Origin of the sequence: Micromonospora cremea (assembly GCF_900143515.1) — a bacterium.
GTDB classification, from domain to species: Bacteria; Actinomycetota; Actinomycetes; order Mycobacteriales; family Micromonosporaceae; genus Micromonospora; species Micromonospora cremea.
Genome location: NZ_FSQT01000002.1, coordinates 3,812,206 through 3,826,257, shown reverse-complemented (window position 1 = coordinate 3,826,257; position 14,052 = coordinate 3,812,206). Strand labels below are relative to the sequence as shown.

At 70.8% G+C, this 14,052-nt stretch carries 13 protein-coding genes; 7 read left to right on the top strand and 6 right to left on the bottom strand.

Translation table 11 applies throughout. The features are described 5' to 3' along the window. Window positions 1-65: 65 nt before the first annotated feature. Window positions 66-1,274 (top strand): DUF349 domain-containing protein, encoded by a 1,209-nt coding sequence (locus tag BUS84_RS31400; RefSeq protein WP_074318033.1) that lies wholly within the window; start codon window positions 66-68, stop codon window positions 1,272-1,274. A 484-nt stretch (window positions 1,275-1,758) separates the two neighbouring features. Here BUS84_RS31400 and miaB read toward each other — a convergent pair whose 3' ends face one another. Next, on the bottom strand, window positions 1,759-3,252 hold the full coding sequence (miaB, locus tag BUS84_RS31395; protein WP_074318031.1) for a tRNA (N6-isopentenyl adenosine(37)-C2)-methylthiotransferase MiaB: 1,494 nt from the start codon (window positions 3,250-3,252) through the stop codon (window positions 1,759-1,761). A gap of 207 nt (window positions 3,253-3,459) precedes the next feature. Between miaB and BUS84_RS31390 the strand changes: the two genes are divergently transcribed. Both BUS84_RS31390 and BUS84_RS31385 read left to right on the top strand, forming a co-directional pair. Further along, on the top strand, window positions 3,460-3,780 hold the full coding sequence (locus tag BUS84_RS31390; protein WP_143728579.1) for a hypothetical protein: 321 nt from the start codon (window positions 3,460-3,462) through the stop codon (window positions 3,778-3,780). Between the two features lie 255 nt (window positions 3,781-4,035). After that, window positions 4,036-4,293 carry a DUF2277 family protein gene (locus BUS84_RS31385; protein WP_074318027.1) on the top strand — a complete coding sequence of 86 codons (258 nt, stop codon included), beginning with the start codon at window positions 4,036-4,038 and terminating at the stop codon, window positions 4,291-4,293. A gap of 138 nt (window positions 4,294-4,431) precedes the next feature. Here the strand turns inward: BUS84_RS31385 and BUS84_RS31380 are convergent, their stop codons facing one another. Continuing rightward, on the bottom strand, window positions 4,432-4,911 hold the full coding sequence (locus BUS84_RS31380; protein ID WP_074318026.1) for a hypothetical protein: 480 nt from the start codon (window positions 4,909-4,911) through the stop codon (window positions 4,432-4,434). Between the two features lie 234 nt (window positions 4,912-5,145). Further along, window positions 5,146-6,135: a selenide, water dikinase SelD gene (selD, locus tag BUS84_RS31375; RefSeq protein WP_074318024.1), complete on the bottom strand. Its 990-nt coding sequence runs from the start codon at window positions 6,133-6,135 to the stop codon at window positions 5,146-5,148. Window positions 6,136-6,329: 194 nt separating this feature from the next. Here selD and BUS84_RS31370 point away from each other — a divergent pair, with 194 nt between their 5' ends. From BUS84_RS31370 to BUS84_RS31355, 4 genes are read left to right on the top strand one after another with little or no spacing between them, the layout of a single operon-like run. Continuing rightward, window positions 6,330-7,085, top strand: coding sequence for an amino acid ABC transporter ATP-binding protein (locus BUS84_RS31370; protein ID WP_074318022.1), 756 nt, complete (start codon window positions 6,330-6,332; stop codon window positions 7,083-7,085). Window positions 7,086-7,142: 57 nt separating this feature from the next. Continuing rightward, window positions 7,143-8,018, top strand: a complete 876-nt coding sequence (locus tag BUS84_RS31365) for a glutamate ABC transporter substrate-binding protein (RefSeq protein WP_074318020.1) — start codon at window positions 7,143-7,145, stop codon at window positions 8,016-8,018. 41 nt (window positions 8,019-8,059) lie between these two features. After that, complete coding sequence (locus BUS84_RS31360; RefSeq protein WP_074318018.1) at window positions 8,060-8,767, top strand: amino acid ABC transporter permease; 708 nt, start codon at window positions 8,060-8,062, stop codon at window positions 8,765-8,767. Next, a complete protein-coding gene (locus BUS84_RS31355; protein ID WP_074318016.1) occupies window positions 8,764-9,732 on the top strand; it encodes an amino acid ABC transporter permease in 969 nt (322 codons plus the stop codon). The genes BUS84_RS31360 and BUS84_RS31355 overlap by 4 nt, the downstream gene beginning before the upstream one ends. Window positions 9,733-9,804: 72 nt before the next feature. Here the strand turns inward: BUS84_RS31355 and rny are convergent, their stop codons facing one another. The 3 genes from rny to recA form a co-directional block, all read right to left on the bottom strand. Next, complete coding sequence (gene rny, locus BUS84_RS31350) at window positions 9,805-11,571, bottom strand: ribonuclease Y (protein WP_074318015.1); 1,767 nt, start codon at window positions 11,569-11,571, stop codon at window positions 9,805-9,807. Window positions 11,572-12,188: 617 nt separating this feature from the next. Next, complete coding sequence (locus BUS84_RS31345; protein WP_074318013.1) at window positions 12,189-12,887, bottom strand: regulatory protein RecX; 699 nt, start codon at window positions 12,885-12,887, stop codon at window positions 12,189-12,191. Between the two features lie 14 nt (window positions 12,888-12,901). Beyond that, complete coding sequence (recA, locus tag BUS84_RS31340; protein WP_074318012.1) at window positions 12,902-13,948, bottom strand: recombinase RecA; 1,047 nt, start codon at window positions 13,946-13,948, stop codon at window positions 12,902-12,904. Between the last annotated feature and the right edge of the window lie 104 nt (window positions 13,949-14,052).

The window sequence follows — 14,052 nt, the reverse complement described above, 5'->3', positions numbered from 1 at the left end:
GTTGGCTGCGCCGTGGCGGCGACGGGGGACGGTTCCCTCGACGCCGGGAGAACGAGGATGGGCACATGAGCGACTGGACTTCCTTCGGACGGGTGGACGCGGACGGCACCGTGTACGTCAAGACCGCCGAGGGCGAGCGGGTGGTCGGATCCTGGCAGGCGGGAGCACCGGAGGAGGGCCTCGCGCACTTCGCACGCCGCTTCGCCGATCTGGTGACCGAGGTGGACCTGACCGAAGCGCGGCTCAACTCGGGTGCGGCGGACGCCGGGCACTCGCTGAGCACGATCCGGCGGATCCGCGCCTCGCTGCCCGAGGCCCACGTGGTCGGCGACATCGACGCGCTGGCCGCGCGGCTGGACAAGCTGGCCACCCTCGCCGAGGAGAAGGCCGGCGAGGCACGTGCCGCCCGGGACGCCGCACGCGGCGAGGCCCTGGCGCGCAAGACCGCGCTGGTCGAGGAGGCCGAGAAGCTCGCCGCCGAGTCCACCGGCTGGAAGACCGCCGGGGACCGGCTCAAGGAGATCCTCGACGAGTGGAAGACCATCCGCGGGGTCGACAAGAAGGCCGATGGTGAGCTGTGGAAGCGGTTCGCCGCCGCCCGGGACGGGTTCACCCGACGCCGGGGCGCCCACTTCGCCACGCTGGACGCGCAGCGCAAGCAGGCGCAGACGGCCAAGGAGGAGTTGGTCGCCGAGGCGGAGAAGCTCAAGGACTCCACCGACTGGGCGGCGACGGCCAACCAGCTCAAGGAGCTGATGACCCAGTGGAAGGCCGCGCCGCGCGCCTCCAAGGAGGCCGAGCAGAAGCTCTGGGAACGGTTCCGGGCCGCGCAGGACGCCTTCTTCAGCCGCCGCAGCGAGGTCTTCTCCGCCCGCGACAACGAGCAGCGCGTCAACCTGGAGCGCAAGCAGGCTCTGCTGGCTGAGGCCGAGGCGCTGGACATCGACGCCGACCCGAAGGGCGCCCAGGCCAAGCTGCGGGAGATCCAGGCCCAGTGGCACGAGGCCGGCCGGGTGCCCCGGGAGGCCGCCGCCGGGCTGGAGCGCCGGCTGCGTGTCATCGACGACAAGGTCCGCGAGGTGATGGATTCGGCATGGCGCCGGACCACCAAGGAGGACAACCCGCTGCTCGCCCAGATGCGGTCGCAGGTGGCCGAGGCCGAGGACCGGCTGGCCCGGGCGAAGAGCGCCGGGGACGCCCGCCGGATCAAGGAGGCCGAGCAGGCCCTCGCGGCCAAGCGGCAGTTCCTCCAGCTCGCCGAGCAGGCCGGCTGACCTGACGCACCCCGGAGCCCCGGTCCCCGCACGGGACCGGGGCTCCCGCGTATCCGCGCCCCGCCCCAAGGTCGTGCGGGATGGAGCGGGCGGCCGGGGTGTCGACGCATCGACCTGGGCTGATGAGAATGGGCGACGGAGCTAGGTTGGGCCACCGGCACGAAGGCGACGACGGCGGGACACCGCTGTCGGGGGTCGTCGGTGAGCTTCCGCGAGTGTCCCCGTCCGCGTGACCTCGACCGTCGCACACTGTCCGCGTACCCCAAAGGACCGTGGCGTGCGGACGGCCGCCCGCCCGCCTCCGCGCCCCGCCCTCCGCGCGCCTCCGCGCCCCGCCCTCCGCGCCGATCTAGGGGAAATCGTTGCTAGTGGATCTCCATCCACAGCGATTATCCCTAGATCGACGGCGGTGGGGCGGGGGCGGGGGCGGGGCGCGCGGGGCGGGGCGGGGCGGGGGCGGTGCGCGCGGGGCGCAGGCGGGGAGTTAGTGGGTGGCGCAGCCGTTGGCGGGTGCGGGCGCGACCGCTGGAGCGCCGATCGTGGGCAGGCCGAGCAACACCCCGGGGGTACGTGGGGAGCGGCCCGCCTCGGCGGCGTCGCCGGCCCGGGTCCGCCGGTGCGACAGTGGCGCGCCGTCGGCGTTGAGGTGATGCGGGGCGGCGTACGTCACCGCGGTGTGCACGATGTCTCCCGGCCGGATCTGACCGGCCAGCGACCCACCGTCGGACGCTGTAGTCGCGAAGTGCACCAGCCGACCGTCGCGGGCCCGGCCGGACATCCGGCCGGTCCGCTCGTCCTTGCGGCCCTCGCCGACCGCGACCAGCACCTCGACAGTCTCCCCCACGAGGCGCTTGTTCTCCGCCCAGGTGATCTCCTCCACCGTGGCGATCAGCCGCTCGTAGCGCTCCTGGACGACCTGCTTGGGCAGTTGGTCGTCCATGGTGGCGGCGGGGGTGCCGGGGCGCTTGGAGTACTGGAAGGTGAAGGCCGAGGAGAACCGGGCCTCCCGGACCACGTCCAGGGTGCGCTGGAAGTCGGCCTCGGTCTCGCCGGGGAAGCCGACGATGATGTCGGTGGTGATCGCCGCGTCCGGCATCGCCGCCCGGACCTTCTCGATGATCCCCAGGTAGCGGTCGGACCGGTAGGACCGGCGCATCGCCCGGAGTACGGCGTCGGAGCCGGACTGCAACGGCATGTGCAGCGAGTGGCAGACGTTCGGCGTCTCAGCCATCGCGGCGATCACGTCGTCCGTGAAGTCCTTTGGGTGCGGGCTGGTGAACCGGACCCGCTCCAGCCCGTCGATGTCGCCGCAGGCGCGCAGCAGCTTGCCGAATGCGTACCGATCACCGAACTCGACACCGTACGAGTTGACGTTCTGCCCGAGCAGGGTCACCTCCAGCACGCCCTCGTCGACCAGGGCGCGCACCTCGGAGAGGATGTCGCCGGGGCGGCGGTCCTTCTCCTTGCCCCGGAGGGCGGGCACGATGCAGAACGTGCAGGTGTTGTTGCAGCCCACCGAGATCGAGACCCAGCCGGCGTACGTGGACTCGCGTCGGGTGGGCAGCGTGGACGGGAAGACGTCCAGCGACTCCAGGATCTCCACCTCGGCGGCGGCGTTGTGCCGGGCACGGTCGAGCAGCACCGGCAGCGCGCCGATGTTGTGCGTGCCGAAGACCACGTCCACCCAGGGCGCCTTGCGGACGATCTCGCCGCGGTCCTTCTGGGCCAGGCAGCCGCCGACCGCGATCTGCATCCCGGGGTGCTTGTCCTTCACGGGGCGCAGACGACCGAGGTTGCCGTAGAGCCGGTTGTCGGCGTTCTCCCGCACCGCGCAGGTGTTGAAGACGACGATGTCGGGGGTGTCGTCGGCCGGCGCCGCGCGTACGTAGCCGGCCTGTTCGAGCAGGCCGGAGATGCGCTCGGAATCGTGCACGTTCATCTGGCAGCCGTACGTCACGACGTTGTAGGTCCTAGCCACCCTCTTGGTGCCCCTTCCCCTCGGGCTACCAGGGTAGCGGCCCGGTCGGCGGGCTCAGCCGACCGGCATTGACCCGGTGGCCCATGGCGGGGGCCCACGGCGGGCAGTACGCTGCACAACAAGATTGCGCTCTGGGCGATTTCGGGGGCTTTGCACTCGGTGCCGCCGATGCGCGGCTCCGTACTCGGGGACCCGCGGCAGGCAACCGTGACGCGACAACATGCGGCACAGCACTCCGTCGCCACTCCGGACGGCCGGCACCTCGCGGTGGAGACCTCCGGGTCGGAACAGGCCCGACGGGACCCGATGACGCTGCTGGAGTTCCTCCGCCCCCAGTTGCCCGAGGCCGACATCCGGGTGGTCGACGACGTCGCGATCCGCCGGCTGCTGACGTACTGGCTGATCGCAGCGGTACGCGGAGCCGGTACGGGTGACCCGGCCGCCATCGAGTCAGATGGCGGAGTTGAAGGCGGAGACGGGTACGACCGTCTCCGCCGGACCGGTGGCCGGGGGCAGGACGCGGCGTAGGAGCACGTCAACCGTCTCGGGGTGCTCGGTCGCGACCTGGTCAAGCCGAGTCCTCAGGATCGACAGGATCGGGTCGGGAGTCCGACCGGCGGGCGGTGCGAGCTTCTCGTCCACAGTGAATCTCCGGGTCCCGCGAACGCGCCACGGGAGGTGTGATGGACGGCCCGAGGGGCCCTGACGCGCCACCAGAATAGGCAACAGCCCAGACGATGTCATCGTTGGTCAAGTAGCGAACGAGACGAGAAGGAGCACAGCATGTGCCGGAGCATCAAGACGCTGCGTGAGCCGTTCACCCCGCAGGTGACGGAGGCGGACATCGAGGCGGCGGCGTTGCAGTACGTCCGGAAGATCTCAGGCTTCCGGACGCCCGCCGCGCACAACGCCGCCGCGTTCGACGCCGCGGTGGCCGCCGTTACCGAGGCAACCCGCACCCTGCTCCACCAGCTCGTGGTCCGGGGAGCCGGGCCCGCCACCGCAGACCGCCCGCCCACCGCCGCTCCCAGCCACGGCTGACCGCCCACCCGCCCGCCCCCGGCCGCCCCCACCGCGTCGATCTAGGGCATGTTGCTGCCAGTGGATCTCCCTGAGCAACGATCTTCCCTAGATCGACGAGCAGGGAGGGAGCCGCCGGCGCGCGGCCCGACCCGTGGGTCAGGCCGCGGCGAGCGCCGGGGCGACCGTGTCGGGGGCCCAGCGTGAGCGGTGGCACTGCGACCAGCCCCGGCAGCCCGGGTCGGCCAGCGTGCAGAGCCGCTGCCTGCTGAGCACCTCGCCGTCGTCGGTGTCGCGGATGTCGAAGTGCACCGGACGGACCGTGCCGTCCGGGGCGACGAGCAGGTGCCGGCCGGCGTCGAGCGTGTCGTCGCGCAGCAGGCAGTTGCGGTCCAGCAACCGGGCCAGCGCGGCGATGCTGGCGTGCTCGGGAAGCCGCTCGGGCACCCCGTAGCAGTCCACGACCGTCGCGAACTCGCCCGGCGCCTGCCAGACGTCGACGACCACGGCGTACGCCGGCAGCCGGGCCGGGTCGGCCACCGCCAGCGGCATCACCACACGGCCGAGCGCCTCGGCCAGCGCCGGGTAGACCTCCACGGGTCGTACCCGGTCGATTCTCCAGTTCCACAGCTCGGTCATTCCGCCTCCTCGCTGCGTTCGTCCCACCGGCCTCCGGATCGGGCCTTACTGACGATGGTGGGGGGCATATGACCTCAGCCGGGGGCAAGTTACCGGTCTGTGACCATTCCGGGCAAAAATTCCCTGAGCGCCAATGCTCGGAGTAGCGGGAAGGTGACATTTTATCGAGTAAGGTGCCCCGCCCGCACGGTCGGCGCCGCGCGTTCCGACCGGTGACCGCGCGCCGGTGATCGGTCAGCGCAGAACGACCAGGTGCTCGCCGCGTGGCAGCAACTCGCCCACCACGGGCGCCCCCGGCAGCTCACCGGCGACCAGCAGGCCTCCGGAGGTCTGCGCGTCGGCCAGCAGCAGCCGCTCGTCCTCGCCCACAGCGCCGAAGTCCGTCCACGGGGTGACCCAGTGCAGGTTGCGCCGGCTGCCGCCGCTGACGTACCCGTCGCGCAGCGCCTCCCGTGCACCCGGCAGGTAGGGCACCCGCGCGGTGTCGATGGCCACCGTCAGCCGGCTGGCGCGGGCCAGCTTCGAGGCGTGCCCGAGCAGGCCGAACCCGGTCACGTCGGTGCCGCACCGGATGCCGGCCGCGACCGCCGCCCGGGCGGCGTCCCGGTTGAGCGCGCTCATCGTGGCCACCGCCTCCGGAAAGATCTCACCGGTGGCCTTGTGCCGGGTGTTCAGCACGCCCACCCCGAGCGGCTTGGTCAGGGACAGCGGCACCCCGGCCCGGCCCGCGTCGAGGGTGATCAGCTCCTCCGGCCGGACGGTGCCGGTGACCGCGAGGCCGTACTTCGGACCCTCGTCGTCCACGCTGTGCCCGCCAGCCAGGTGGCAGCCCGCCTCCCGGGCCACGTCCTGGCCGCCCCGCAGCACCTCGCGGGCCAGCTCCAGCGGCAGCACGTCGCGCGGCCAGCAGAGCAGGTTAAGCGCGACCAGCGGAACGCCGCCCATCGCGTACACGTCGGAGAGCGCGTTGGCCGCGGCGATCCGACCCCAGTCGTACGCGTCGTCGACCACCGGCGTGAAGAAGTCGGCGGTGCTCACCAGCCCGGTCCGCTCATCCAGACGGACCACCGCCGCGTCGTCGCCGTGGTCCAACCCGACCAGCAGCTCCGCGGTGCCGGTGGCCGGGCCGAGACCGGCCACCATGATCTCCAGCTCACCCGGGGGGATCTTGCAGGCGCAGCCGCCGCCACGGGCGTACCGGGTCAGGCGTACCGGTTCGGTCATCCCCCCATGATCTCGGTAACCTGCGGCCAACGCCACCGATGCGGCCCGCACGGTGACCGGAATCGGACTCGCCGCGACGATCGTGACCGGTGTTACCGCTCCGTGACCCGCCAGGTTGCGTTCCGCCACATCACGCCGCCTACAGTGGCCGCACCGGGGGTCAACCGACCCCGATCCGGGAGACGACAGGGACGGTGGACGACGTGACGACGGGCGAACCGCTCATCGTGCTGGACGCGGTCAACAAATGGTTCGGACCGCTGCACGTGCTGGACGACGTCTCGCTGTCGGTGGGTCGGGGCGAGGTGGTCGTGGTGATCGGCCCGTCCGGCTCCGGCAAGTCGACGCTGTGCCGCGCCATCAACCGACTGGAACCGATCAACTCGGGCACCATCACCTTCGACGGCCAGCCACTGCCGGCCGAGGGCAAGGCCCTCGCCAAGCTGCGCAGCGAGGTTGGCATGGTCTTCCAGTCCTTCAACCTCTTCGCGCACAAGACCATCCTCGAGAACGTCACTCTCGGCCCGGTCAAGGTCCGCAAGGAGAAGCCGGCGGCAGCCCGCGAGCGCGGTCTGGCCCTGCTCGACCGGGTCGGCATCGCCAACCAGGCGGACAAGTTCCCGGCCCAGCTCTCCGGCGGTCAGCAGCAGCGGGCGGCCATCGCCCGTGCGCTGGCCATGCAGCCCAAGGCGATGCTCTTCGACGAGCCGACCAGCGCGCTGGACCCGGAGATGGTCGGCGAGGTGCTGGACGTGATGACCTCCCTGGCCCGCGACGGCATGACGATGGTCGTGGTCACCCACGAGATGGGCTTCGCCCGGCACGCCGCGAACCGGGTCATCTTCATGGCCGACGGCCAACTGGTCGAGGACGCCCCGCCGGCGGAGTTCTTCGCCAACCCGCGCAGCGAGCGCGCCCGGGACTTCCTCTCCAAGATCCTCACGCACTAGGTGTCCGCAGTGGGGCGCGCCGGACACCGGTGGGCTCCGTCGAAGAAGGAGAAGAGTATGCGTATCAAGCGCGTTGCCGCGGTCGCCGCGGTCGCCGCTCTGGCGCTCGGCCTGACCGCTTGTGGCGGCGACGACGGGGAGGACGCCGGCTCCGGCGGCAAGTCCTTCGCGGCCGGCAGCACGATGGAGAAGCTCAACAAGGCGCAGAAGATCAAGGTCGGCACCAAGTTCGACCAGCCGGGCTTCGGGCAGAAGGGCCTGTCGGGCAAGCCGGAGGGCTTCGACGTCGAGGTCGCGAAGATCATCGTCAAGGAGCTCGGCATCCCCGAGGACAAGATCGAGTGGGTCGAGGCCCCCTCGAAGGTCCGCGAGGACGTGATCGTCAACGGCACGGTGGACCTCGTCGCCGCGACCTACACGATCAACGACAAGCGCAAGGAGCGGATCGCCTTCGCCGGGCCGTACTACGAGGCCGGCCAGAACATCATGGTCAAGAAGGACGAGGCGACCATCACCGGTCCGGACTCCTTCAAGGACGGCACCAAGAAGGTCTGCTCGGTGACCGGCTCGACCCCCGCCGAGACGATCAAGCAGTACGTCAAGGACGTTGGCACCCAGCTGGTGCTCTTCGACACCTACGACAAGTGCCGCGACGCCCTCAAGGGCGGCCAGGTCGACGCCGTCACCACGGACAACGTGATCCTGCTCGGCTACATCGCCAAGGACGAGGCGTCCTTCAAGCTGGCCGGCGCCAACTTCACCAAGGAGCCTTACGGCATCGGTGTGAAGAAGGAGGACGCGGACTTCCGCAGCTTCATCAACGACACGCTGGACAAGGCGGTCGCCGACGGTAGCTGGAAGAAGGCCTGGGACGACACCGCCGGCAAGTTCGGCGCGGAACTGGGCGCGGCTCCGACCATCAACCGCTACTGATCTGATCCTTCGATCTGGAGGGTGGGGAGGAACACCGACCCGTGAACGTGCTCATCGACAAGTTCGACGTCTTTGCGGGTGGTTTCTGGCTCACCCTCCAGATCTGCGTACTCGCCGCGATCGGCGCCCTGATTCTGGGCGCCGTCGTGGCGGTGCTCCGGATCTCGCCGGTGCCGCCGCTGCGGGCGGTCGGCACCGGCTACGTGAACGTCTTCCGGAACATGCCGCTGACCGTGGTGATGTTCTTCGCCGCGTTCGGGCTGCCGGCGCTCGGTTCGAACGCGGACTTCCTCCGCCTCCCCGGGCTCGAAGCGGTCTTCAGCCGGCTCGACACCGACCTGCCGTACTTCCGCTTCGCGCTGATCGCCCTGGTGCTCTACACCGCGGCGTTCGTCTGCGAGGCGCTGCGCTCGGGCGTCAACGCGGTGCCGGCCGGGCAGGCGGAGGCCGCCCGGTCGCTGGGGCTGACCTTCGGCCAGAACCTGCGGTACGTGGTGCTGCCCCAGTCCTGGAAGGCCTCGATCGTGCCGCTCGGTTCGGTGATCATCGCAATGATCAAGAACTCGGCGCTGATCGGCTTCTTCGGGGTCGTCGGTGACCTGTCGGCCACGGCCGACCAGCTCACCGGAGCCGAGGGCTACGCCTTCATCCCGGTCGCGATCGGCATCTCGATCGGCTACCTGATCATGACCGTGCCGCTCGGCGCCCTGCTGGACCGGATCGAGAAGCGACAGGCGGTGGCCCGATGAGTCAGCAGACCGTCCTCTACGACGTACCCGGGCCCCGGCAACGCCGGATCACCCTCGTCAGCAGCCTCGTGGCCACCGTGCTGCTGCTGGTCGGCGCGTACTTCCTGATCTACCGGCCGCTGGACGCCAAGGGCCAGTTCTCGATGGAGCTGTGGGGGCCGCTGATCGACCCCTCCAATGAGAACTTCTCGCTGGTCTGGGACCGGATCGGGCTCGGCCTCAAGAACACCCTCACCGCGGCGGTGCTGGCGATCATCTCCTCGCTGGTGATCGGCACCGCGCTGGCGGTGCTGCGGATCCAGCTCAAGAGCCTGACCCGGCGCCGGTTCACCGGGCTCGCCACCCCCGTGTCATATCTGCTGCGCGGGCTGAGCGTCCTGCTGTCGGCGGTCACCCGGGTCTGCGTCGAGGTGTTCCGTGGCCTGCCCGTGGTCATCACCATCTTCTTCGTGGCCCGCGGCTTTCCCGAGTTCGGCGTCACCTTCGACACGCTCTGGTACCTGGTCATCGGTCTCACCATCTACAACTCGGTGGTGATCGCCGAGATCCTCCGCTCCGGCATGGAGGGCCTGCCCGGCGGCCAGGGCGAGGCGGCGGCTGCGATCGGCCTCTCCCCGGCGCAGACCACCCGGATGATCCTGCTGCCGCAGGCGTTCCGGATCATGCTGCCGGCGCTGATCAGCCAGCTCGTGGTGGTGCTCAAGGACACCTCACTCGGCTTCATCATCAGCTACGAGGAGACCCTGAACATCGGCAAGCAGATCATCGGCGCGCTGGGCAACCCGATCCCGGTGTACGTGGTGATCGCCGTGCTGTTCATCGCGGTGAACTACTCGCTGTCGAAGCTGGCCCAGTACGTCCAGCGCCGGCTCTCCCGGGGCCGTAAGACGGCCGGCACCGCAGGCACGGCCACGCCCCCGGCCGCGCTCATGTCGCAGTCCGAGGCCACCGGAACCGGCATCTGAGCCACGCCGCACCGACCACGAAGGGCCGTCCCGAGCGAATCGGGGCGGCCCTTCGGTCGTACGGGGTGCGCGTCAGCGGGCGATCTCGGTGACCCGGGACTCGCGCACCACGGTCACCCGGATCTGACCCGGGTAGGTCAGCTCCTCCTCGATCTGCTTGGCCACGTCCCGGGCCAGCACGGCAGCACCGATGTCGTCCACGTCGTCCGGCTTGACCATGACCCGGATCTCCCGGCCGGCCTGCATGGCGAAGACCTTGTCCACGCCGATCTTGCCGGCCGCGATCTCCTCGATACGCTCCAGCCGCTTGACGTACGCCTCCAGGCTCTCCCGGCGCGCGCCCGGCCGACCGCCGGAGCAGGCGTCGGACGCCTGGGTGAGCACGGCCTCGATGGTCTGCGGGGGCACCTCGTTGTGGTGCGCCTCGATGGCATGCACCACGTCCTCGTGCTCGCCGTACTTGCGGGCCAGGTCGGCGCCGATGATGGCGTGGCTGCCCTCCACCTCGTGGGTGAGCGCCTTGCCGATGTCGTGCAGGAATGCCGACCGCTTGATGGTGGGCACGTCCAGGCGCAGCTCGGCGGCCATGATGCCGGCGATGTGCGCGGTCTCGACCAGGTGCTTGAGCACGTTCTGCCCGTACGAGGTGCGGTAGCGCAGCCGACCCAGCAGGGTGACCAGCTCCGGGTGGATCTCGGTGATGCCGACCTCGACCAGGGCGTCCTCGGCGGCCCGGTGGCAGAGCTCCTCCACCTCGTGCCGCGCCAGGTCGTAGACCTCCTCGATCCGGTGCGGATGGATCCGCCCGTCCAGCACCAGCTTCTCCAGGGTGAGCCGGCCGACCTCCCGGCGTACCGGGTCGAAGCAGGAGAGCAGCACCGCCTCCGGGGTGTCGTCGATGATCAGGTTGACCCCGGTCACCGACTCGAAGGCGCGGATGTTGCGCCCCTCCCGGCCGATGATGCGCCCCTTCATCTCGTCGCCGGGCAGGTGCAGGACGCTGACCACGCTCTCCGCGGTCTGCTCGCTGGCCACCCGCTGGATCGCGTCGACCACGATGTGCCGGGCGCGCTGCTCGGCGGTGTTGCGGGCGTCGGACTCGATGTCCCGCACCAGCAGCGCCGCCTCCCGCTTGGCCTGCGTCTCGATCGCCTCGATCAGCTCCAGCCGGGCCGCCTCGGCGGTGAGCCCGGCCACCCGCTCCAGCTCCCGGCGGCGCAGCTCCTCCGCCTCGGCCAGCTCGGTCTCCCGCCGGGTGAGCTCGGCCTTCCGGGTCGCGAGTGCGGCGCGGGCCTCGGTGAGCTGCCGCTCCCGTTCGGCGAACCGCTCCACTTCCTCGGTGTGCAGCCGCTCGCGCTCGTCCATCCTGGCCGCCCGGCGCTCCACCTCGGCCGCCTGCTCCCGGGTGGTGGCGGCGAGCACCGCGACCTCCCGTTCGCCGCTGCGCCGGGCCGTGGTGCGCAGCTGCTCGGCGTCCGCCTCGGCCTGCTTGTGGGCCCGCTCCAGCACGGTGTCGGCCTCCGCGCGGGCGTCGTCGAGCACCCGGCGGGCCTCCGCCCGGGCCGCCTTCGCCTCGGCCTTCGCGGCGGCGGCCTCGGCCCGGGCGGCCGACGCCGCGGACTTCGCCACGTCGATCGTGCTGTTCGCCTGGTCGGCCGCGCTGCGCAGGGCGGCCAGGGACTGCTCCTGACGATCCTTCTCGGCGATGAAGGCCGGATCCTCCGGCACCGGGGCCGCGCCGACCTGGCGCAGCGTCCGGACGCCGAAGAGCACCGCGCCGACCACCACCACGGTCAGGACCAGTACGGCGGCGAGGAGCACGATGTCGAAGGTGCTCATGCCCGGACCTCGTGCGGACCGCCGGTAAACCTGTGCCGCCCCGCCATGGCCGCCTCCCCCTGGATACGTCGGCGCCGCAGCGACCGTGCCAAGGGCACGCTCCTGCGGCTCTGGACGCCCGACCGGAGCGACTGGCCGTGGATAGCTCTCTCCGCCGGCGGTGCCCTCGGGCATCGTCGGCGGCCGGGTGCAGTTGTCGCGCCGGCTCCGGACCGGCCTGCCCGGAGCTGCGATGAATGGCCGGCTGCGCTGGCCAAAGTGATGCTGTTCTGTTACGCGATCTATGTTGTGCGCTTAGCCTGCGCTTGGTCGGGCAATGTGAGCCTGTATGGCGAGGCTAGGTCTCCGGAGGTGGTCTGGTCAAGAACTCATGATCAAACCCCCCGAACGGAGAGAAGCCACGGCATCACCGCGTGCTGATGTCGGGCCGGACACGAGCGGACAAACTCCGCGAGTGCTCCGCCCGGTGAGCGTGTCCGGCCTGCTCAACCCCGGCCCAACCGCCCACTGGATGACACTCGACCAGCTGGGCCGGCCCCAGTGTGTGACCCATCCGTCCAATTGCGGACATCGCCGAGTGACGCGGCGGGTTCGCCCCGGAGCATCCACCGGGCCGCTCACTCGGCCGGGTGGTTGTCCCGCTCCAGCTCGCCCTCGGCGTCGGCGAGCGCGTCGGCGTCGATCTGCTCGGCGAACTCGGCCGCCTCGGCGCTCTGCGCGGCGATCGCGTCCTTCACCGCCCGGATGGCCACGCCGGGCGGGTAGCCCTTGCGGGCCAGCATGCCCACCAGCCGCCGGAAGACCGCGTCGGGCTCACCCCGGGCGGTGCGCAACTTTCGCTCCACGAGGGCACGGGCGGTCTCCGCCTCGGTCTCCTCGTCCAACTCGCCGAGCGCCTCGGTGGCCACCTCGCCGTCCACGCCCTTCTGGCGCAGCTCGTTGGCGAGTGCCCGCCGGGCCAGGCCCCGCCCAGAGTGCCGACTGGAGACCCAGGCCCGGGCGAATGCGGCGTCGTCGATGATGCCGACCTCGTCGTACCGGTCGAGCACCTCGGCCGAGACCTGCTCGGAGATGCCCCGCTTGGCCAGCGCCCCGGCCAGCTCGGCCCGGGTGCGTGGCCGGACGGCGAGCTGGCGCAGGCAGATCTCGCGAGCCACCTCCGATTCGTCGCGAGGTGGTGACGGGGACTCGGCCGCGTCGGCCTCCTCGGACCGGCCACGGCGACCCCGACGGGGGCGGGGCGGATCGCTGGCGTCGCCCGTACGGGGCGGACTGGCATCCCAGCCTCGCCCCGTACGGGCGCGTCGTCCTGCCACGGATCAGCGACCGGTCAGAAGTCGACCGGCGGCAGCTCCGGGCCGCCGGCGGCGTCACTCGCGCTGACCCCGACGCCGAGCTTCTCCAGGATCTTCTTCTCGATCTCGGCGGCCACGTCCGGGTTTTCCTTCAGGAACTCCCGGGCCTTCTCCTTGCCCTGGCCGAGCTGGTCGCCGTCGTAGGTGTACCAGGCGCCGGACTTGCGGATGATCGCCTGCTCCACGCCGACGTCGATCAGCGAGCCTTCGCGCGAGATGCCCTTGCCGTACATGATGTCGAACTCGGCCTGCTTGAACGGGGCCGCGACCTTGTTCTTCACGACCTTGACCCGGGTGCGGTTACCGACCACGTCGGTGCCGTCCTTGAGGCTCTCGATGCGGCGCACGTCGAGCCGGACCGACGCGTAGAACTTCAGCGCCCGGCCACCGGTGGTGGTCTCGGGGCTGCCGAACATCACGCCGATCTTTTCCCGGAGCTGGTTGATGAAGATGGCCGTGGTGCCGGTGTTGCTGAGCACACCGGTGATCTTCCGCAGCGCCTGGCTCATCAGCCGGGCCTGAAGACCCACGTGGCTGTCGCCCATCTCGCCCTCGATCTCGGCACGCGGCACCAGGGCCGCCACCGAGTCGATCACGATGACGTCGATCGCGCCGGAGCGGATCAGCATGTCCGCGATCTCCAACGCCTGCTCGCCGGTGTCCGGCTGAGAGACCAGCATCGCGTCGGTGTCGACCCCGAGGGCCTTCGCGTACTCCGGGTCGAGCGCGTGCTCAGCGTCGATGAAGGCCGCGATGCCGCCGGCCCGCTGGGCACTGGCCACCGCGTGCAGCGCCACCGTGGTCTTACCGCTGGACTCGGGGCCGTAGATCTCGACCACCCGGCCGCGGGGCAGGCCACCCACGCCGAGCGCCACGTCGAGCGCGATGGAACCGGTCGGGATCACGGCGGTCTGGATGACGGGCCGCTCCCCCAGCCGCATCACCGAGCCCTTGCCGAATTGCTTGTCAATCTGAGCGAGAGCAAGGTCGAGTGCCTTCTCCCGGTCAGGCCCTGCTGCCATGGTTGCCACCCCTGCCTTCGCCGGCGTCTTTGCTGAGCTTCGCGTCACGCGGACACGCTAGGCGCTGGGTCCGACAGAAAACCAGCCGACGGGCCGCGAGCTGT